The organism is Erythrobacter sp. NE805 (genome assembly GCF_046452355.1).
Taxonomy (GTDB): Bacteria; Pseudomonadota; Alphaproteobacteria; order Sphingomonadales; family Sphingomonadaceae; genus Erythrobacter.
Window position 1 is genome coordinate 755,240 of record NZ_JBKFDI010000001.1, and the last position, 19,522, is coordinate 774,761.

21 protein-coding genes are annotated in these 19,522 nt (G+C 69.5%); 17 read left to right on the forward strand and 4 right to left on the reverse strand.

Annotation, left to right across the window (positions count from 1 at the left end):
* Genes ACLBKU_RS03465 through bla form a run of 4 tightly spaced genes read left to right on the forward strand, consistent with a single transcriptional unit; the run spans position 1 to position 4,305 of the window.
* On the forward strand, positions 1–1,374 hold the full coding sequence (locus tag ACLBKU_RS03465; RefSeq protein ID WP_410178140.1) for a DUF58 domain-containing protein: 1,374 nt from the start codon (positions 1–3) through the stop codon (positions 1,372–1,374).
* A complete protein-coding gene (locus ACLBKU_RS03470; RefSeq protein WP_410178141.1) occupies positions 1,371–2,435 on the forward strand; it encodes a stage II sporulation protein M in 1,065 nt (354 codons plus the stop codon). The genes ACLBKU_RS03465 and ACLBKU_RS03470 overlap by 4 nt, the downstream gene beginning before the upstream one ends.
* Positions 2,432–3,379: an RDD family protein gene (locus ACLBKU_RS03475; protein WP_410178142.1), complete on the forward strand. Its 948-nt coding sequence runs from the start codon at positions 2,432–2,434 to the stop codon at positions 3,377–3,379. The genes ACLBKU_RS03470 and ACLBKU_RS03475 overlap by 4 nt, the downstream gene beginning before the upstream one ends.
* Positions 3,376–4,305: a class A beta-lactamase gene (gene bla, locus ACLBKU_RS03480; RefSeq protein ID WP_410178143.1), complete on the forward strand. Its 930-nt coding sequence runs from the start codon at positions 3,376–3,378 to the stop codon at positions 4,303–4,305. The genes ACLBKU_RS03475 and bla overlap by 4 nt, the downstream gene beginning before the upstream one ends.
* Positions 4,306–4,447: 142 nt before the next feature.
* Here bla and ACLBKU_RS03485 read toward each other — a convergent pair whose 3' ends face one another.
* Entirely contained in the window at positions 4,448–5,518 is a 1,071-nt protein-coding gene (locus tag ACLBKU_RS03485; protein ID WP_410178144.1) for an isoaspartyl peptidase/L-asparaginase family protein, read from the reverse strand.
* Positions 5,519–5,592: 74 nt separating this feature from the next.
* On the opposite strand from ACLBKU_RS03485, the gene ACLBKU_RS03490 reads away from it, so the two are divergent.
* Positions 5,593–6,105: an N-acetyltransferase family protein gene (locus ACLBKU_RS03490; RefSeq protein WP_410178145.1), complete on the forward strand. Its 513-nt coding sequence runs from the start codon at positions 5,593–5,595 to the stop codon at positions 6,103–6,105.
* 15 nt (positions 6,106–6,120) lie between these two features.
* Complete coding sequence (locus ACLBKU_RS03495; protein ID WP_410178146.1) at positions 6,121–7,071, forward strand: SDR family NAD(P)-dependent oxidoreductase; 951 nt, start codon at positions 6,121–6,123, stop codon at positions 7,069–7,071.
* A 50-nt stretch (positions 7,072–7,121) separates the two neighbouring features.
* On the opposite strand, the gene ACLBKU_RS03500 is transcribed toward ACLBKU_RS03495, so the two are convergent.
* Complete coding sequence (locus ACLBKU_RS03500) at positions 7,122–8,063, reverse strand: alpha/beta hydrolase fold domain-containing protein (protein WP_410178147.1); 942 nt, start codon at positions 8,061–8,063, stop codon at positions 7,122–7,124.
* 106 nt (positions 8,064–8,169) lie between these two features.
* Between ACLBKU_RS03500 and ispG the strand changes: the two genes are divergently transcribed.
* The 6 genes from ispG (at position 8,170) to ACLBKU_RS03530 (ending at position 12,394) form a co-directional block, all read left to right on the forward strand.
* Positions 8,170–9,324, forward strand: a complete 1,155-nt coding sequence (ispG, locus tag ACLBKU_RS03505) for a flavodoxin-dependent (E)-4-hydroxy-3-methylbut-2-enyl-diphosphate synthase (protein WP_410178148.1) — start codon at positions 8,170–8,172, stop codon at positions 9,322–9,324.
* A 3-nt stretch (positions 9,325–9,327) separates the two neighbouring features.
* Positions 9,328–9,642 (forward strand): DMT family transporter, encoded by a 315-nt coding sequence (locus ACLBKU_RS03510; protein WP_410178149.1) that lies wholly within the window; start codon positions 9,328–9,330, stop codon positions 9,640–9,642.
* Positions 9,639–10,133, forward strand: a complete 495-nt coding sequence (locus tag ACLBKU_RS03515; protein ID WP_410178150.1) for a thioredoxin family protein — start codon at positions 9,639–9,641, stop codon at positions 10,131–10,133. Before ACLBKU_RS03510 ends, ACLBKU_RS03515 begins: the two co-directional genes overlap by 4 nt.
* 32 nt (positions 10,134–10,165) lie before the next feature.
* Positions 10,166–10,675, forward strand: a complete 510-nt coding sequence (locus ACLBKU_RS03520) for a manganese efflux pump MntP family protein (RefSeq protein ID WP_410178151.1) — start codon at positions 10,166–10,168, stop codon at positions 10,673–10,675.
* A gap of 38 nt (positions 10,676–10,713) precedes the next feature.
* The gene (locus tag ACLBKU_RS03525) at positions 10,714–11,607 is read left to right on the forward strand and encodes a histone deacetylase (protein ID WP_410178988.1); all 894 of its coding nucleotides are present in this window, start codon (positions 10,714–10,716) and stop codon (positions 11,605–11,607) included.
* A 70-nt stretch (positions 11,608–11,677) separates the two neighbouring features.
* Positions 11,678–12,394: a murein L,D-transpeptidase catalytic domain-containing protein gene (locus ACLBKU_RS03530; RefSeq protein WP_410178152.1), complete on the forward strand. Its 717-nt coding sequence runs from the start codon at positions 11,678–11,680 to the stop codon at positions 12,392–12,394.
* A 139-nt stretch (positions 12,395–12,533) separates the two neighbouring features.
* Here ACLBKU_RS03530 and ACLBKU_RS03535 read toward each other — a convergent pair whose 3' ends face one another.
* Positions 12,534–13,949 carry a L,D-transpeptidase family protein gene (locus ACLBKU_RS03535; protein WP_410178989.1) on the reverse strand — a complete coding sequence of 472 codons (1,416 nt, stop codon included), beginning with the start codon at positions 13,947–13,949 and terminating at the stop codon, positions 12,534–12,536.
* Between the two features lie 165 nt (positions 13,950–14,114).
* Between ACLBKU_RS03535 and ACLBKU_RS03540 the strand changes: the two genes are divergently transcribed.
* From ACLBKU_RS03540 to ACLBKU_RS03550, 3 genes are all read left to right on the forward strand, one after another.
* Positions 14,115–15,008 carry a DMT family transporter gene (locus tag ACLBKU_RS03540; protein WP_410178153.1) on the forward strand — a complete coding sequence of 298 codons (894 nt, stop codon included), beginning with the start codon at positions 14,115–14,117 and terminating at the stop codon, positions 15,006–15,008.
* Positions 15,009–15,141: 133 nt separating this feature from the next.
* Positions 15,142–17,814 carry an aconitate hydratase AcnA gene (acnA, locus tag ACLBKU_RS03545; RefSeq protein WP_410178154.1) on the forward strand — a complete coding sequence of 891 codons (2,673 nt, stop codon included), beginning with the start codon at positions 15,142–15,144 and terminating at the stop codon, positions 17,812–17,814.
* 8 nt (positions 17,815–17,822) lie between these two features.
* Complete coding sequence (locus tag ACLBKU_RS03550; protein ID WP_410178155.1) at positions 17,823–18,329, forward strand: rhodanese-like domain-containing protein; 507 nt, start codon at positions 17,823–17,825, stop codon at positions 18,327–18,329.
* Between the two features lie 76 nt (positions 18,330–18,405).
* Here ACLBKU_RS03550 and ACLBKU_RS03555 read toward each other — a convergent pair whose 3' ends face one another.
* A complete protein-coding gene (locus tag ACLBKU_RS03555) occupies positions 18,406–18,639 on the reverse strand; it encodes a PEP-CTERM sorting domain-containing protein (RefSeq protein WP_410178156.1) in 234 nt (77 codons plus the stop codon).
* On the opposite strand from ACLBKU_RS03555, the gene ACLBKU_RS03560 reads away from it, so the two are divergent.
* Together ACLBKU_RS03560 and ACLBKU_RS03565 are read left to right on the forward strand one after the other, a co-directional pair.
* The gene (locus tag ACLBKU_RS03560; protein WP_410179018.1) at positions 18,524–19,099 is read left to right on the forward strand and encodes a hypothetical protein; all 576 of its coding nucleotides are present in this window, start codon (positions 18,524–18,526) and stop codon (positions 19,097–19,099) included. The two genes, ACLBKU_RS03555 and ACLBKU_RS03560, sit on opposite strands and share 116 nt — an antisense overlap.
* Before the next feature lie 33 nt (positions 19,100–19,132).
* On the forward strand, positions 19,133–19,411 hold the full coding sequence (locus tag ACLBKU_RS03565) for a hypothetical protein (protein ID WP_410178157.1): 279 nt from the start codon (positions 19,133–19,135) through the stop codon (positions 19,409–19,411).
* Positions 19,412–19,522 lie beyond the last annotated feature (111 nt).

The following is a 19,522-nucleotide window of genomic DNA, read 5'->3' on the forward strand; positions in this document are numbered from 1 at the left end:
GTGAATCGCGCCCTCGCCCTCCTCGCCCGGCTCTTCGCGCCGCTGCGGCCGCTGCTCGTGCTCGCACCGACCGAGCGCGCGGCGTGGGTGGCGGCGGGGCTTGCGCCCTTCGCGGTGGTGATCGCCGCGACCTCGCCCGGGGCATGGGTGGTCGCCCCGGTGCTCGGCGGCGCGCTGCTGGTGCTGGTGGTGCTCGACGCCGTGCTCGCCGGGCGGCTCGCGGACTGGGAGCTTGCCGTCCCCTCGGACATCGAGGTCGGCCAGCCGAGCCCGCTCACGATCACCGCGACCTTCGCCGCTCGCCAGCCCGCCCGCGCCGAGGCGGCGCTTTCCTGCGACCCGCGCCTCGCGCCCGAGGGGCGGGCGATCTTGGCGCTCGCGCGGCAGCCCTACGAGGACGGCTGGCGCGGCGAGGCGATGCTCGCGCCCACCCGCCGCGGCACCGGGATCGTCAGCCGCGTCTGGCTGCGCTGGCAGGGCCCGCTCGGCCTCGGCGCGCGGCAGGCCGACTTCGCGCCAGACCGGCGCATCCGCGTCTGGCCCGACCTCTCCGCGGTCCGCTCCCCCGACCTCCAGACCTTCCTCAGGAACGCCCAAATCGGCCTCATCGCCCGGCGCATCCGCGGCGAGGGCACGCAGTTCGAGGCCTTGAGCGAATACGAGCCCGGCATGGACCGCCGCCGCATCGACTGGAAGGCGAGCGCGCGTCACACCCGCCTGTTCGCCCGCGAGAACGAGAGCGAGCGCAACAACCAGATCGTCTTCGCCTACGACTGCGGGCAGGCGATGTGCGAGCCCGTCGACGGGCTCCCGCGCATCGACCGCGCGGTCTCAGCGGCGCTGACCTGCGGCTATGTGGCGCTGAAGGGCGGGGACAAGGTCGCGCTGTTCGGCTTCGCCCGGCGGCCGCAGATCATGACCCCCTTCATCGGCGACGCGCGGGCGTTCCACCGCTTGCAGAGCGCCGCGGCGGGGCTCGATTACGAAGCGGTCGAGCCCAACTTCACCCTCGCGCTCGCGACCCTCACCGCGCGGCTCCAGCGCCGTTCGCTGGTGGTGATCTTCTCCGACTTCGCCGATCCCACCGCGGCCGAACTGATGGTCGAGAGCCTCGGGCGGCTCGTGAACAAGCACCTCGTGCTGTTCGTGACGATGGGCGACAGCGAGGTCGAGGAACTGATCGCCGCGCCCCCGGGCGACATCGCGACCCTCGCCCGCAGCGTCACCGCCGACAGCCTCGCGCAGCAGAGGAAGCTGGTCCTGACCCGGCTGCGGCGGCTCGGGATCGACGTGCTCGAGGCGCCGTGGCAGAGCATCGGCCCCCGGCTGATCGACCGCTACCTCACCATCCGCAACAGCGAGGCGATAGGATGAAGGCACCGGTCATCTCCTCCTGGTTCGGCCGCGGACAAGTCGCCGCCCCCTCCGATATCGAGAGCGCGACACTGCGCTCCGACCGCTTCCGGCTGGAGCGCGAAGGCGAATGGAAGCGATTGGAGGCGATCCTCGCGCGGATGGAGAAGGGCGGCCTCAAGCGCATCGCCGACGATGACCTGATCGCGCTACCCGCGCTCTACCGCACCGCCGCCTCGAGCCTCGCGGTGGCGCGCGAGACTTCGCTCGATGCCGCGACCCTCGCCTATCTCGAGGCGCTGGTGCAGCGTGCGTGGTTCCAGGTCTACGGCCCGCGCATGGGCTTCGTGCGCTGGCTGCGCGGTTTCCTGATGGGCGGGTGGAGCCGCGCCGTGCGGGCGCTGTGGCTCGACATCTGCATCGCGCTGTTCGTGATGGTCGCCGGCGCGATCGTCGGCTGGCTGCTCGTGGCGCAGGACGAGGCCTGGTATTACCGGCTCTTCCCCGCAGGCGGCGGCGAGACTCGCGTGCCGGGCGCGAGCCGCGAGCAGCTGCTCGAGACGCTCGGGCACGACGAGGGCGCCTTCGGCCTCGCCGGCTTCGCCGCCTTCCTGTTCAGCAACAACGCGGGCGTGTGCATCCTGTCCTTCGCGCTGGGCTTCGCCTTCGGCATCCCCTCGCTGATGCTGCTGGTGCACAACCTCGCGATGCTGGGCGCGATGCTGTGGCTGTTCAACGGGCAGGGGCTGGTGGTCGAGCTTGCCGCCTGGCTCTCGGTCCACGGCACGACCGAGCTGTTCGGGATCATGCTCTCGGGCGCGGCGGGGCTGCATATCGGGCGCGCGATGGCCTTTCCGGGCAAGCTCCCGGTGCTCGAGGCCGCCGCCGCCGCCGGGCGCCGCGCGGCGGTGGTGATGGTCGGCGTGGTCATCATGATGATCGTCGCCGCGCTGCTCGAGGCCTTTCCGCGCCAGCTCGTCGAGGACACCGGGAGCCGCTTCCTGATCGGCGGCTCCATGCTGCTGTTCTGGCTCTCCTACTTCATCCTCTACCGCCCCGCCCCGCAGGAGCAGGCCGGATGAGCGCGGGCAAGCCCAGGCGCGCCCGCGCGCCCAACGACACGCGCCGCACCCGCACGCTGGTGACGCCGGAGGGGCTCCAGCTGCCGATCGCGCTCGCCCCGCGCGGCGCGCGCGCCGGGGCGCTGGTGATCGACGTGCTGATCATCTTCGCGGTCCTGATCGCCGTCCAGCTGATGCTGGTGTGGATGCTGACCGGGATGCTCGAGGGCACGGATTTCGACCCCGACCAGCTCTCGCGGGGCGCGGCGGAGTTCCTCGGCATCGTTCTCACGCTGTTCGTATTCTGCGGCTGGTACGGATACTTCCTCGTCCAGGAGCTCGGCCCGGGCGGGGCGACCTTCGGCAAGCGCATCGTCGGCATCCGCATCGCCGCAAGGGGGCAGGCGCGGCTCACCCCCGAGGCGGTGATCGCACGCAATCTGCTGCGCGACATCGAGATCTTCTATCCTTTGATCGCGCTGCTGATCCTCACCGTCTCGGCCGAGGCGGGCGAGGAGGTGGGCGTGCTCGCCTGGGTGCTGACCGGGTGGTTCGGGCTCTTCGCGCTGTTCCCCTTCTTCAACCGCGACGCCCTGCGCGCGGGCGACATCGTCGCCGGCACCTGGGTGGTCGAGCGCCCGCGCGCGCGGCTCGCCACCGTGCTCTCGGCACAGGGCGCGGCGGCCGCCGCGGGGGCCAGCGAGGTCACCGGTGCGCGCTACGAATTCGGCGAGGCGGAGCTCTCGGTCTATGGCGAGAAAGAGCTCCAGACGCTCGAGCGGATGCTGCGTGACGCGCGGCCCGAAGCGCTTCAGGCGGTCCACGCCACGATCTGCCGCAAGATCGGCTGGGACCCGGGCGCGGGTGACGAACGCGCTTTCCTCGAGGCCTTCTATGCGCAATTGCGCGCGAAGCTCGAAGGCGACATGCGCTTCGGCAAGCGCAAGGCGGACAAGTTCTCATGATCGACAGGCGGCATTTTCTCGGCGGAGCGCTGGCGCTGGGCGCGAGTGCCTGCATCCCGCCCGACCAGAGCCCGATTGGCCGCCTCCAGGCCGAGCTGCGGCTGATCGAGGGAAAGGCCGATGCGACGCTGGGCGTCTGCCTGTTCGACACCGGCACAGGACGGTCGGTCGGGATCAACGAAACGCGCCGCTTCGGTCACACCTCCTCCTTCAAGCTGTCGCTCGCCGCGCTACTGCTCCAACGCCATGCCGCAGGGACGATCGACGCCGACCGGCGGGTGACCTGGACCGAGGCGGACCTGATCTTCCACGCGCCTTTCACGAAAGAGCGGCTGGGGACCGGCGCAACGCTGCGCGAGCTCGCCCGCGCGGCGCAGATCACCTCGGACAATCCGGCGACCAACATCCTGCTGCGTGCGCTCGGCGGACCTGCCGCAATGACTGCGTTCTGGCGCTCTATCGGCGATACGGAAAGCCGGCTCGACCGCTACGAGCTCGGCCTGAACGAGGTGCCGCCCACCGAGTTCCGCGACACCACCACGCCCGCCGCGATGGCGCGAACGGTGGCGAAGATCGTCTATGGTGATGTCCTGCCGCCGACCGGACGCGCCGAGCTCAAGGGCTGGATGATCCAAACCGAGAGCGGCCTTAGGTATGTGCGCGCTGGCCTGCCTACGGATTGGGCAGCGGGAGACAAGACGGGCTTTTCCGGCATGGTCGGCGACGAGAACAACTTCGTCGACATCGGCTTTGCGGAAAGCCCCGCCGGCCGCGCGCCGATCACTTGGGCCGCCTACATCCGCACCCGCCAGCCGGAGGCGACGATGCAGGCCCGCGCCGACCGGGCGCTCGCCGAGGTCGGGCGGGTGATCAAGGAATTCGCCGAGCCCGAAAGGGGCCTGCCGGTCATCGGCAAGCTCTATTAGCTCAATCCCGCTCGGCCTGAGTTTGTCGAAGGCCTGCACTTCCTTCTCGAGGCAGCGCGGACATCAAGAAATGCAGCCGTTGGCCTATCAGCCAGCTTCGCTTCCGACAAGCTCAGGGCGAACGGAAGTTGACACCGGGAATTCAGTGGTTCGGCGTGCCCTTCGCGCCTGCGCCGACCTCGCCGCCGAAGATCGCGACCTCGTTGACGCCCGCGCTGGTGGCGCGGCCGCGGTACATGCCGGTGGTATTGAAGCTGAAGATCGCATGGCCCTCGGGCGTCACGAGGATCACTCCGCCATCGCCACCGAGTGCCGCGACGTCGGCCATCACGGAGTCTGCGGTGTATTCGGCCTCTTCGGGCTCCAGCACAGCGACGCCACTACTATCTGCTGTCAGCGTATTGAATTCTCGTATCCCCCGCAGCCGCGCACAAATCTCGTGCGCTACGCCAACGCGGATGAAGTACTCCCCCCACCCCGTGGCAGACACCGCGCACGAGCGATTATCCGCATAGGTCCCCGCGCCGATCACCGGTGCGTCACCCACGCGGCCCCAGCGCTTGCCGGTCATCCCGCCAGTCGAGGTGCCCGCCGCAAGGTTGCCCTTCTGGTCGAGCGCCACCGCACCCACCGTGCCGAACTTGTGGTCGACATCGAGCGCCGAGAGCTTCTCCGCCTTCAGCCGCTCGAGCGCCTCGCGCCGCGCTTCGGTGGCGAAATATTCGGGCGGGGTGACGGGAAAGCCCTTGGACAGGGCGAACTCCTCGGCGCCCTTGCCGATCAGGAACACGTGCTCGCTTTGGGTGCGCACCGTGTCGGCGAGAAGGATCGGGTTCTTCACCGTCTTCACCCCCGCCACCGCTCCCGCAGAACGGTCGCGCCCGTCCATGATCGCGGCGTCCAGTTCGTTGGTCCCGTCCCAGGTGAACACCGCACCCTTGCCCGCGTTGAACAGCGGCGAATCCTCGAGGATCACGATCGCGGCCTTGACCGCGTCGATCGCCTCGCCGCCATCCTTCAGCACCTTCGCCCCGGCATCGAGCGCCGCCTGCAACGCGCTCTCATAGGCGACCCGCTTGTCGGGGGTCATCTGCGCGGGGTCGAGCGTGCCGGCCCCGCCGTGAATGGCGAGCGACCATTTCGGGGCGGCGTCTTCGGCGAGGGCGGGCTGGATCATGAGGGCGAGGGCTGCGGCTGCAAGGAGTTTCTTCATGAGCGGCAGGTCTAACGCGCCCCCGCCGCTTTCGCCAGCTTAACAGCGCATCGGCGAGCGGCTAGGGCGCGGGGATGATCCTCAGACCCGCCACCCCCGCCGACGCCGCGCCCCTCGCGAAGCTCGGCGCCGACAGCTTCGTCGCCGCCTTCGGCCACCTCTACAGGCCTGAGGACCTCGCCGCCTTCCTCGCCGAAGTGCACGACCCCGCAGCGGTCCTCGCCGAGATCGAGGGCGCGGACTGCACCCACCGGCTCGTCGAGCATGACGGCACGCTCGTCGCCTTCTGCAAGCTGCGCCATCCCACCAAGTTCGGCGAACACACCGACGCGGCAAGGCCGATCGAGCTCGCCCAGCTCTACGCCCTCCCCGGCCACACCGGCGCCGGCATCGGCGCGCAGCTGATGGACTGGGCGCTCGCGACCACGCGCGCGGGCGGGCACGACGCGGTTCTGCTCAGCGTCTATGCCGAGAACTTCGGCGCACAGCGCTTCTACCAGCGCTACGGTTTCGCGAAGATCGCCGACATCACCTTCAAGGTGGGCAACCACCTCGATCCGGAATATCTCTACGAACTGAAGCTATAACGAAGGGAGAGGGACATGAGCGGATTCGGCTGGGCGAGCACCACCGACGAGGTGCTGGCGGGCAAGGACCTGTCGGGGCGGACGGTGTTCATCACCGGCGCCAATTCCGGCCTCGGGCAGGAAACCGCGCGGGCGATGGCGAGCAAGGGTGCGCACGTCGTCATGGCGGGGCGCGATCAGCACAAGCTCGACGCGGCGGTTGCGGCGATCCGCGAGACCCTGCCCAAGGCGCAGCTCGACACGCTGACCGTCGATCTGGGCTCGCTCGAATCGATCCGCGCCGCGACCTCGCGCGCGCGGCAGGCCTTCCCGCGGATCGATCTCCTCATCAACAACGCCGGGGTGATGGCGACCCCCTTCGAGCACACCGCGGACGGATTCGAGCGCCAGTTCGGCACCAACCACCTCGGCCACTTCGCGCTCACCGCCGAGCTTATGCCCGCGATCGAGCGCGGGCACTTGAAGCGCATCGTCAACCTCTCGAGCCGCGGGCACTTCATGGGGCAGGTCGATTTCGACGACCCGAACTTCACCCGCCGTCCCTACGATCCCTGGGCGAGCTATGGCCAGTCGAAGACCGCGAACGTGCTGTTCACCGTCGGGCTCGAACAGCGCTTCGCGGTGCTCGGCATCCACGCCTACGCGGTGCACCCGGGCGGGATCGAGACCAATCTCGGGCGCTACATGACGCCCGAGATGCGCGAGGGGCTGATGAAGCGGGTGTCCTCTTCGGATACCGGCTTCGCGTGGAAGACCATCCCGCAGGGCGCGGCGACGAGCTGCTGGGCGGCGACCGCCGACGAGCTCGAGGGCTGCGGCGGGGTCTATTGCGAGGACTGCCACGTCGCCGAGGTCGACGACGAGAACCCGAAGGAGGGCGTACGCTCTTACGCGGTCAACAGAAGCTATGCCGACCGGCTGTGGAAACTCAGCGAGGAGCTGACGGGAGCGCAATTCCCCAGCTGACGGGGGTGCTGACCCCGCTTCCCGATGGGTAAGCGGGGTCTCGGGCGGGCTTAGTGGGCCCTCAGGAACTCCTTGAGCAGCCCGAGCGCGTCCTTCGCCTCGCGGGTCGGGACGATCGCCATGAAGACGTGGGGTGCGGCCTCGTATTCGTAGAGCTTGGCGTCGACCCCGGCCGCGCGCAGACGCCCGAGGAAGCTGCGCGAATCGACGATGAAGAGATCGTGCCGCCCGGTCCAGATGCGGGTCGGGGGAAGCTGGGCGAGGTCTTGGGCGCTCGCGTAGAGCGGGCTTACCGCGGGATCGTCGATCGCGCGCCCTCCAGCGACCAGTGCGCCGCAGGCGCGCAGGGTGCCGATCTTGAGCATGATGTCGTGGGGCTCGACCGCGGCAATGGCGGGATCGGCGAGCCCGAGGTCGAGCCACGGTGCGAACAGCGCGAGCTTGCCGGGCAGCGGCCCGCCAGCCCGCACCAGCCTGAGCGCGAGCGCGAGCGCCATGTGCCCGCCCGCCGAATCGCCGTTGAGGATGATCCGCGCCGGATCATGGGCGGCGGCAAGCTCGGCATAGACTGCATCGGCAAGCGCGTCCTGCGCTGTATAGCTCGCCTCGGGCACCACCGGGTAGAGCGGGACGGTGACGCTGATCCCGCAGACCTTCACCATCTCGGCGACCAGCGGCCAGTGCTCCTTGAACATCGGCCGCACGAAGCCGCCGCCGTGGAAATAGAGCATGTGCCATTCCGCCGGGCCCGCCTTGGGGTGAAGCGTCACCACCTTGTGCCCCAGAACCTCGCGCTCCTCGACGAGGAAGCGGCTCCGAAAGCCCTCGGGCATCGGCGCATCCTCGGGCCGCTTGCGCCCGTTCATGACCGCGTGGAAGCCCGCCTCGTCATGCGGGAAGACCGCCGGGCGGCGGCCCACCAGCCACTTCACGAAGCCCAGCAGCAGGCTCGGGCTGGCCGAGCGCAGTTCGATCGAGGTGTCGGTCAGCATGGTCTCTCCCTTGTCGCAGCCCAGACTGCCGCGCCCGTTGCCCGAGTCAAGCGGCGGCAAGCGCTTTGCATTGCCCCGCGCGGCTTTGCGGCCTATATGCGCGCGCATGTCTTCCATCCGTCCGTGGCGCACGATCGAACGGCGCAAATGTCGCCAGATCATGGTGGGGAACGTCCCCGTTGGTGGGGACGCGCCCATCACCGTCCAGACCATGACCAACACGCCGACGGAGGACGTCAAGGCGACGGTCGACCAGATCCGCCGCTGCGAGGAGGTGGGCGCCGACATCATCCGCGTCTCCTGCCCGACGGAAGAGTCCACGCGCAACTTCAAGAAGATCACCCGCGCCGCGCGCATCCCGGTGGTCGCCGACATCCACTTCCACTACAAGCGCGCGCTGGAAGCTGCCGACGCCGGCGCGGCCTGCCTGCGCATCAACCCCGGCAATATCGGCTCGGCCGACCGGGTTGCCGAGGTGGTGCGCGCCGCCAAGGCGAACGGCTGCGCGATCCGCATCGGGGTCAATGCCGGGAGCCTCGAGAAGGATCTCCTCGAGAAATACGGCGAGCCCTGCCCCGAGGCGCTGATCGAGAGCGCGCTCGACCACATCAAGCTGCTGCAGGACCACGATTTCCACGAATACAAGGTGGCGGTGAAGGCGTCGGACGTGTTCCTTGCGGTCGCGGCCTACCACGGCCTTGCCGAGACGGTCGATTGCCCGCTGCACCTCGGCATCACCGAGGCGGGCGGCCTGATCGGCGGCACGGTCAAGTCCTCGATCGGCATCGGCTCCTTGCTGTGGGCCGGGATCGGCGACACGATCCGCGTCAGCCTCTCGGCCGAGCCCGAGCAGGAGATCAAGGTCGGCTTCGAGATGCTCAAGGCGCTGGGCCTGCGCACCCGCGGCGTGCGCATCGTCTCGTGCCCCTCGTGCTCGCGCCAGGGCTTCGACGTGATCCGCACCGTCGAGGCGCTCGAACAGCGATTGGAGCACATCAAGACCCCGATGAGCCTCTCGATCCTCGGCTGCGTCGTCAACGGCCCGGGCGAAGCGCGCGAGACCGATGTCGGCCTCACCGGCGGCGGCGCGGGCAAGCACATGGTGTACCTGCGCGGGGTGACCGACCACACGATCCAGGACGAGGATATGCTCGACCACATCGTGCGCCTCGTCGAGGAAAAGGCCGCCGAGATCGAGCGCGGCGAGACCACTGCCTTCGATCCGCACGCCGCGCCGCAAGCCGCCGTCGCCGCCGAGTAGGGCGTGGGCTGGGCCTATCTGCTGCTCGCCGGGCTCTTCGAGGTCGGGTTTACCACTGCCATGCGCTACACGCATTCGCTCCGGTTCGACTGGCCCAATCTCGCTTTCGTGATCTGCGTCGTGCTGAGCTTCGGCTTCCTCCAGGAAGCGCAGAAGACCATCCCGCTCGGCACTGCCTACGCGGTCTGGGTCGGGATCGGCGCGGTCGGCACGATCGTGGTGGGGGTGGCGCTCGGACTGGAAAGCCTGAGCCTCGCGCGGGGGCTGCTGCTGGCAGGTCTTGTGGGATGCGTGATCGGCCTCAAGGCGCTGCATTGACCTTGCGGATCGCTGCGGCCCTTTCGGCTTTGGCGCTGGCTGCCTGCGCCACCATGCCGCCCGACGGGGCCCATCCCGAGGCGCGAGTCTATGCCGTCGAGGCCGATGCGGAGGCCGATGTCGACGCCGCGCTCGCCCGCGCCGACGCTTCGGGCAAGCGCGTGCTGCTGGTGCTCGGCGCCAACTGGTGCCACGATAGCCGCGCGCTCGCCGGGTGGCTCGAGAGCCCGCGCTTCGCCGGGATCAGGGCTCGCTACGAAATCGTCTATGTCGATGTCGGCGTGCCCCAGACCGGCAAGGGCCGCAATCTCGAGATCTCGAAACGCTTCGGACTCGCGGAGCTGACGGGGACGCCCGCACTCCTGGTGCTCACACCTGACGGGACGGCCGTAAACCTCGATACCGCCGCCGGCTGGCGCAATGCCGCGAGCCGCAGCGAGGACGCGATCTACACCGAACTGACCTCGCTCGCGGAAAGGCCTGCACCATAATCGCCGCCCTCCTCCTCGCCATTGCCCTCGCGATGGACGCCTTCGCCGTGGCCCTGACGCAGGGCGCGCGGTTCCGGCCTTCGGTGCGCGGCGGCATCGCCATCGCAGTCACCTTCGGGGCGTTCCAGGCGGTCATGCCGCTTGCCGGGTGGGCGGTGGGCACGGTGGCCCTGGCCTATGTGGAGGCGGTCGACCACTGGATCGCCTTCGGCCTGCTCGCCTTTCTCGGCGCACGGATGCTGACGGGGCACGTCGGCGATGCGGAGGGCACCCACGCGCTGACCGGCCGCACGCTGCTCGTCGCCGGGCTCGCCACCAGCATCGACGCGCTCGCCGCCGGGCTGACCCTGCCGACGCTCGGCGTGCCCCCGCTGCTCGCCGTCGCGCTGATCGGCGGGGTCACCGCGCTGATGAGCGGCGCGGGCGTGGTGCTCGGCCGACGCGCGGGCGAGCACCTCGGCGAATGGGCCGAGCGCGCGGGCGGGCTGATCCTGATCGGGCTGGGCGTGAAGATTCTCGGCCAGCACCTCGGCTGGCTGTAGAGGCGGGCGTGCTCCACGTCGTCCACCACGCCGACTACATGGCACCCCGACCCGAGCGCGGCTACTTCCGCTTCGACAAGTATTACCTCGTGATGGAGAAGCTGCGGGCCTCCGGCGCGCCCCTCACCGTCCACGCCCCGGAGCCGATGCCGCGCGAATGGCTCGAGGCGGTGCACTGCCCCGACTATGTCGACGAGGTCTTCCGCGCCGCAGTCCCGCGCCACAAGGAACGGCGGATCGGCTTCCCGGTCACCCCGGCGATCCGCGACCGGGTGCGGCACACCAACGGCGGCACCTGGCTCGCCGCGCAGCTCGCGATGGCGCACGGCTATGCCGCCAACTCCGCCGCGGGGAGCCACCATGCGCTCCACGACACCGGCGCGGGTTACTGCGTGTTCAACGACCTCGCCGTCACGGCCAACCGCCTGATCGCGGAAGGGGACGCGCGCCGGGTGCTGATCGTCGACCTCGACGTCCACCAGGGCGACGGCACCGCAAGCCTCACCGCCGGGCGCGCCGACATCTTCACCCTCTCGCTCCACGCCGAGAAGAACTTCCCCGTGCGCAAGGCCCGCTCGAGCCGCGACGTCGGCCTGCCCGATGGCACCGACGACGAGGGCTATATGGAGGCCCTCACCCGCCACTTGCCGCAGGCCCTCGCCGACTTCGCCCCCGACTTCGTGCTCTACCAGGCGGGGGTCGATCCGCACCGCGAGGACAAGCTCGGCCGCCTCGCGCTCACCGACGCAGGCCTTGCCGCGCGCGACCGCTTCGTGGTGCGCGAGGTGCGGGCGTGCGGGCTGCCGATCGCTAGCGCCCTGGGCGGCGGCTATGGCGACGATCCGCGGGTGGTCGCCGCGCGCCATGCCGCCTCGATGCTGGCGATGGCGGCGCAGAACGCCGCGTTTCCCGCTCCATCGGCGACGAAGTGAAACTAACCTGCGATAGGATGTGACGATCCCCGCTTGGGAACCGGGCGTGTTGCGTTTACGTTGCAACGCAATGCAGCGGCGCGACATTCTCAAGGGTAGTCTGATCGCCGGGGCGGCGCTTGCGCTCCCCGGGCGCCTTGCCGCGCAGATGCTCCCCGCGACCCCAGCCAGCGGCTCCCCGCGCGACCGCATCCTCTTCGACATCGCCAAGCGCGAGTTGCTGCGCGCCGGCGATGCGATCTGGAAGCACGACATCGTCGGCATCGCCGATTTCGGGCTGCACTCGGCGAAGCCCCGCTTCCACTTCGTCAATCTCGAACGCGGCGAGGTGCGCTCGCATCATGTCAGCCACGGGGTCGGCTCGGACTACCAGCACGACGGCTGGCTCAAGCAGTTCTCCAACGTCGAGGGCTCGAACGCGACCAGCCGCGGGGCCTATGTCACCTGGGAATGGTACAAAGGCCGCTACGGCACCTCGGTGCGGCTGGGCGGGCTCGACGAGAGCAACAGCGCCGCGCTGCAACGCTACATCGTCATGCACCACGCCGACTATGCCGAGCCGTCGCACCTCGCGCGCTACGGCCGGATGGGCCGCTCGAACGGGTGCTTCGCGATGGGCACCGAGCAGTTCCACGACGCGCTGATGTATCTCTCGGGCGGGCGCCTGCTGTTCGCCGACAGCCTCGGGCTCGAGGAGGACGGCTCGATCCAGCCGGTCCCCGAGCTGGCGATGTACGACCGCCGCCCGCTCGATTTCGGCCCGGGCCCGGTCGCCAGCGCGTTCTGAATTCCCGGACCACCCAAATCCGTCCGTGCCGAGCCTGTCGAAGCACCGCAAGCCTCACTGGAGCCTGGTCTGAGCTCAAGTGAAATGCAGCCCTTCGACAAGCTCAGGGCGAGCGGAGGTAGGCGGGAAAAGCTCTCCCTCAGGTATCCTTGAGGTCGTCCTCGATCACAATCACCTCGCTGGTCGGGATCGCGGAACGGTTGCGCACCCGCGGCTTGTCGAGGCTGGCGAGGACCGGGGTGTCGCGGCCGTAGATGTCCTTGAAGGTGGCGAGCTCGCCGTTGATGTCCGAGGCCATCGTGAAATAGGTGATGTAGGCCGCCCAGGGCTTCTGCAAGGCCACCTTGGTGTACTTGCCCGAGTTGGCGATGGTCACCGCCTCGTCCTTGGTCGCGCCCTTGCCGAGGATCGCCATCGTCATCGCCAGCTCGAGCGCGCGCTCGGTGCGCACGCAGCCGTGCGAGAGCGCGCGGTCGGCGTTGGCGAAGAGGTGGCGCGAGGGCGTGTCGTGGAAGAAGATCGCGTGCTCGTTGGGCATCTCGAGCTTCATCAGCCCCAGCGAATTGCCCCTGCCCGGCTGCTGGACGACGGTGATCGTCCCGTTCGCCGACTTCGTGCCGACATAGCCGTTGGCTTTCGCCCAGCCCGGGTTGGCGAGCACCTTGGCGCCCAGCCCCTCGCCCTTGACGATCGACTGCGGCACCGTCCAGGTCGGGTTGAAGACCACGCCCTCGACCGTCTCGGCGAGCTGCGGCGTGGCGGTGCGCCCCGGCTTGCCTACGATCGTGCGGTAGGTGCTGATGATCTTGTTGCGCACCGTCAGGCGCAGCTGGAACTCGGGCACGTTGGTGATGAGGTATTGCGAGCCCAAGTCGCGCGCCAGCCAGCGCCAGCGGTCCATGTTGGCGCGGATCAGCTTGCGCTTGGCGACGGCGCTCGCGGGCGTCGCGGCAAGCTCGGCCTTGAGGCGCGCGTAATCGGGGTGCGTCGGATTGAGCTTGGCGAGCGTGCCCGCGATGTCGCCGCTGGCGAGCGCCTCGGCGAGGACGTCGCCGGTGCGGCTCACGTCGCGGTCGGGATCGACCACGAACCACTGCTGGCGTGCCTCCATCGGGGTGCGCCCGTCGCGCAGGTCCTCGACCAGCCAGGCGAAGGCCTGCGAGGCGATCTGGTTGAGCTCGGCCGAGGGCCCGGCCTTGATCGCGGTCTTGAGCGGATCGAGATCGTAGTCCTTCGGGTCGAGCCCCTCGGCGCCGATCCCCTCGATCGCCGCGACGAGCTTGGCCGCATTGGCGAGGCTCCAGGTCTGCACCGTCGGCGCCTCGGGCGGCAGGACCTGCACCACCGGCTGCGCGGTGGTCGGAAAAGCCTGGGTAAAGGCCTCGGAGGCGGGCTTGGGCGCGGGCGCGGCAGGGGCGGGCACGACCGCGGGGCCGCCCGCCGGCTGGCTCGCCGCGACCGGACGCTTCGCGCCTGCGCCATCCTGCGCGAGAGCGGCCGTCGCCACCAGCGCCGCAAGGGCGCTGCCGCCAGCGAGTTTACCCAACAACCTCATCATTTCACGTCGCTTTCATCGCCCCGTGCCGCCGGAGGACCGGCAGCCTGACATATCGCCGCAGCCTTACCCGCTCGGCCCTGCCCCTATCAACCATTCTCGCTTTCACCTGCATTAATGTTCACAGGCGTGACCTTGCCATCCGCCGGGCCTATGGAGCCCTCCATGGTCCCGAGCGGTCTCCCCCTGCTGCCCTTCGCCGCCGCACTCATGGGGGTCGGGTTCCTGTCGCTGATGGACGCCTTCATGAAGGAGGCTGCGCTGCTGCTCGGGGCCTATACCGCGACGGTGCTGCGCGCCTTCGTGGGCGCGGGGATGATCGCCCCGGTCTGGCTCGCGCGCGGCGCCCGGGTTCCTTCGGGCGCGGTGATGAAGCTCCACGCGGAGCGGGGAATCGTCTCGGCCTTCATGGCGCTGACCTTCTTCTATGCGATCACCAAGCTGCCCCTCGCCGAGGCGATCGCGCTGTCCTTCATCGCACCGCTCGTAGCGCTCTACCTCGCCCGGGTGCTGCTCGGCGAGACGATCAGCCGGGCGGCGATGGGGGCGAGCCTGCTCGGCTTTTCGGGCACGCTGGTGATCGTCGGCGGGCGGATCGGCACCGGCCGGTTCGACGCGGACGCGATGCTCGGCACGGCCTCGCTGTTCGTCTCGGCGCTGCTCTATGCCTACAACTTCATCGTGCTACGGCGGCAGGCGCAGGTCGCCGGGCCGCTCGAGATCGCGACCTTCCATTCGGGGATCGGCGGCCTCGTGCTGCTGACCCTCGCGCCGTTCCTGTGGGAGGCGCCCTCGGGCGAGGCGCTCGCCCCGCTGCTGGCGGCGGGTGCGCTGACCGTCGCCGGATCGCTGTCGATCGCCTGGGCCTATGCCCGCGCCGAGGCGAATGCGCTGGTGCCGACCGAGTATTCGGGCTTCGTCTGGGCGGCGATCTTCGGCTGGGCCTTCTTCCACGAGCCGGTCACCTGGCCGACCCTCGCCGGCACCGCGCTGATCGTCACCGGCTGCTGGCTCGCCGCCCGCGCCCCGCGCGAGGCGGCTGCCGCGGCGGCCGCATAGGACGAATTGCCAAGGGCAGCCCCCTTGACCTCGCGCGCGAGGGAGCGCAGGAGCGCGCGCATATACCGCGCCCCCTGAAGAATTTTCTTCGCGTGGATCGGGGGCGGGCCAATCGAAAGGACGGACCTCTCCCATGACCGCAATCGGCCAGGATTCGCTCGGCACGCGCCAGATGCTTGACGTGAACGGCAAGCAGTATGCCTATTACTCGCTGGCGAAGGCCGCCGAGCAGCTGGGCGACATCAGCAAGCTGCCGATCTCGATGAAGGTGCTGCTCGAAAACCTGCTGCGCTTCGAGGACGGCGGCTTCACCGTGGGCGCTGAGCACATCAAGGCGCTGGTCGACTGGCAGGCGAACCCGACCACCGGCGAAGAAATCCAGTACCGCCCGGCGCGCGTGCTGCTCCAGGACTTCACCGGCGTGCCCTGCGTGGTCGACCTTGCCGCGATGCGCGATGCGATCAAGAAGCTCGGCGGGGACACCGCCAAGATCAACCCGCTGGTCCCCGTGAACCTCGTGATCGACCACTCGGTGATGGTCGACGAATTCGGCCACCCCAAGGCGATGGAAGCCAACATGGCGCTCGAATACGAGCGCAATGCCGAGCGTTACGACTTCCTGAAGTGGGGTTCCAAGAGCTTCCAGAACTTCACCGCCGTGCCCCCGGGCACCGGGATCTGCCACCAGGTCAATCTCGAGCACCTCGCCCGCGCGGTGTGGTCCTCGGAAGGGCCTGACGGCGTCACCGTCGCCTATCCCGACACCTGCGTCGGCACCGACAGCCACACCACCATGATCAACGGCCTCGGCGTGCTCGGCTGGGGCGTGGGCGGGATCGAGGCGGAGGCCGCGATGCTCGGCCAGCCGGTCTCGATGCTGATCCCCGAAGTGGTCGGCTTCCACCTCGAAGGCGCGATGGCCGAAGGCGTGACCGCGACCGATCTCGTGCTGACCTGCGTCCAGATGCTCCGCCAGGTCGGCGTCGTCGGCCGCTTCGTCGAGTTCTACGGGCCGGGCGTCGCCAACCTCACCCTCGCAGACCGCGCGACCATCGCCAACATGGCCCCCGAATACGGCGCGACCTGCGGCTTCTTCGGGATCGACGACAAGACCCTCGACTACCTGCGCCTCACCGGCCGCAGCGAGGAGACCATCGCGCTCGTCGAGGCCTATGCCAAGGCGCAGGGGATGTGGTTCGATCCGGCGAACGTGCCGGTCTTCACCAAGACCCTGAGCCTCGACATGGCGACCGTCGTCCCCAGCCTCGCCGGGCCCAAGCGCCCGCAGGACAAGGTGGTCCTCCCCGAGGTCGACGACCTGTTCAACGCGGACCTGACCAAGGTTTACGGCAAGAGCGCCCCGGCGCGCGTGGGCGTCGAGGGCAAGGATCACGACATCGGTGACGGCGACGTGGTGATCGCGGCGATCACCTCGTGCACCAACACCTCGAACCCCGACGTGCTGATCGCCGCCGGCCTCGTCGCCAAGAAGGCGAACGAGCGCGGCCTGAAGCCCAAGCCGTGGGTCAAGACCTCGCTTGCCCCCGGCTCGCAGGTGGTGACCGACTACCTCGTCAAGTCGGGCCTGCAGGAGCACCTCGATGCGGTCGGCTTCGACCTCGTGGGCTATGGCTGCACCACCTGCATCGGCAACTCCGGGCCGCTCGCCGCGCCCATCAGCGCCGCGATCAACGGCAACGACATTGTCGCCGCGAGCGTCCTGTCGGGCAACCGCAACTTCGAGGGCCGCGTCTCGCCCGACGTGCGCGCGAACTTCCTCGCCTCCCCGCCGCTGGTGGTCGCCTATGCGCTGAAGGGCACCGTCACCGAGGACATCACCACCACGCCGATCGGCCACGACCAGAACGGCGCGCCCGTCATGCTCGCCGACCTGTGGCCGACCAACGCCGAGATCGCCGAGCACCGCGCGGCCAACATCGACCGCTCGATGTTCGAGACGCGCTACGCCAACGTCTATGACGGGGACGAGCACTGGCAGGCGATCACCGTCGCCCCGTCGGACACCTACACCTGGCGCGCCGGCAGCACCTACGTCGCCAATCCGCCCTACTTCGAGGGCATGACCATGACCCCCGCGCCGATCACCGACATTGTCGATGCGAAGCCCCTGGCGATCCTCGGCGATTCGGTCACCACCGACCACATCTCGCCGGCCGGCTCGATCAAGGAGGACAGCCCCGCGGGCAAGTTCCTGATGAGCAATCAGGTCACCAAGAAGGACTTCAACTCCTACGGCTCGCGCCGCGGCCACCACGAAGTCATGATGCGCGGCACCTTCGCCAACATCCGCATCAAGAACGAGATGGTCCCGGGCGTCGAGGGTGGCTTCTCGACCTATGCGGGCGAGACCATGCCGATCTACGACGCGGCGATGAAGCACAAGGAAGACGGCACGCCGCTGGTCGTCATCGGCGGCAAGGAATACGGCACCGGCTCCTCGCGCGACTGGGCGGCCAAGGGCACGATCCTGCTCGGCGTGCGGATGGTGATCGTCGAGAGCTTCGAGCGCATCCACCGCTCGAACCTCGTCGGGATGGGCGTGCTGCCGCTCCAGTTCAAGGACGGCGACACCCGCCAGAGCCTCGGCCTTGCGGCGACCGACAGCTTCTCGATCCGCGGCCTTGCCGACCTCACCCCCGGCCAGGACGTCACCGTCGAGGTCACCCGCGCGGACGGCTCGACCTTCACCTTCACCGCGCTCTGCCGCATCGATACCGCGAACGAGATGGAATATTACCGCCACGGCGGGATTCTCCATTACGTGTTGCGCAAGCTTGCGGCATAAAGGAGCCGATGACGCCCGCCCGCTCCGCCTTGCCTCTGACCGCCGCCCTGCCGCTGCTTCTTGCAATGGCGGCCTGCGGGGGCGAGCAGGGCCGGTCGGGCGGCGAGCGCGGGGCGGGCTCGGCCCCGCTCGGCTTCGAGCTGGCCTTCGCCGCTGCGGGCGGTGTCGGCGCGGGTGATCCGGCTCCGCAGACGCCGGCCCCCGTGCCGCTCTCGCCCGAGGAACTCGCCGCCAGGGTCAAGGCCGGCAACATCCGCCTGATCGACGTGCGCACCGAGGCCGAGGTCGCCGAGGGCACCATCCCCGGCGCCGAGCACATCCCCCTCGACCGCTTCGATCCCGCCAGGCTCGACCTGTCGGACGGCCGCGAGGTGGTGCTCTACTGCCGCTCGGGCCGCCGTTCGGGAATCGCGGCGGAGCGGCTGGCGAGCGTCACCGGCGCGCCGGTCGAGCACCTCGAAGGCGGAATCCTCGCCTGGGAAGCCGCGGGGATGCCGGTGGCGAAGAAGCCCTAGCCCCCATCAGCGCGGCGCAAACGAAAAGGGGCGGCCTCGCCGGGCCGCCCCTTTTCGTTTGCGCCCGGAGCGCGCCTCAGCCGAGGAACTTGCGCCGCCCGAGGATCGCCGCGGCGCCGAGGCCGAACAGCGCCATCATCGGCGGCGCGGGAACGTCGTGACCGCCCGAGGAGCCGCTCGAGCTGCTGGTGCTGGTGCTGCTGCTCGAGGAGGTGGAGCTGCTGCTCGAAGTGGACGAGGAGGTCGAGGAGGAGGAGCTGCTGCTGCTCGAGCTCGACGAGGACGAGCTGCTGCTGGTGCTGCTGGTCATGTCGCCCGAGGTGCTGCCCCCGCTGGTCGCCCCGCCCGAGGACGAGGACGACGAAGACGACGAGGAGCTCGAAGACGAGGAGCTCGACGAGGACGAGGACGAGGACGACGAGCCCGAGCTCGACACCGCGCCGGTCGAGGAGCTGACGTTCCCCGAGGAGGACGAGACGTTGCCCGAGGAGGAAGAGACGTTCCCCGAAGAGCTCGAAACCGCCCCGGTGCTCGACGAGACCGCGCCCGTGCTGCTCGACACGGCCCCGGTCGAGGAGGACACGTTGCCGGAGGTGCTGGTGCTCGACACCGCGCCGGTCGAGGAGGAAACATTCCCCGAGCTGCTGGTGCTCGACACCTGCCCGGTGCTGCTCGACACCTGCCCGGTCGAGGAGGTGACGCTCCCCGAGGAGGTGCTCGTCGAGGTGCTCACCTGGCCCGAGGACGAGGTGCTGGTCGAGCTGATCTGACCCGAGGACGAGGTGGTGGTGGTCGAATTGTCGATGATCACCACAACGCCGCTCGACGACCCGCCGCTCGACGATCCGCTGCTGCTGCTCGACCCGCTCGAGGAGCCGCTGCTGCCGCCCGAGGTCGAGGTCGAGGTGGTGGTGGTCACGTTGACGCTACCCGAGGACGAGCCGCCGCCGCCGAAGAACCCGCCGAAGAACCCGCCGCCGAAGCCGCCCCCGAAGCCGCCGCCCCAGCCGCCGCCCCAACCGCCGCCCGGCCCGCCGCCGCCGCTGATCGGCGCGAGCGCCGGGAGCGGCGCGGGCATGTAGGCGACCTGCTGCAGGGGCGGACACTCGGCCGCGTCGTAATAGGCCTGCACTGCGCCCGCCGGCAGGCTCGCCGGAGCCGCCGCGCCCGCCGGGCCGACCGGCTGGCACTCG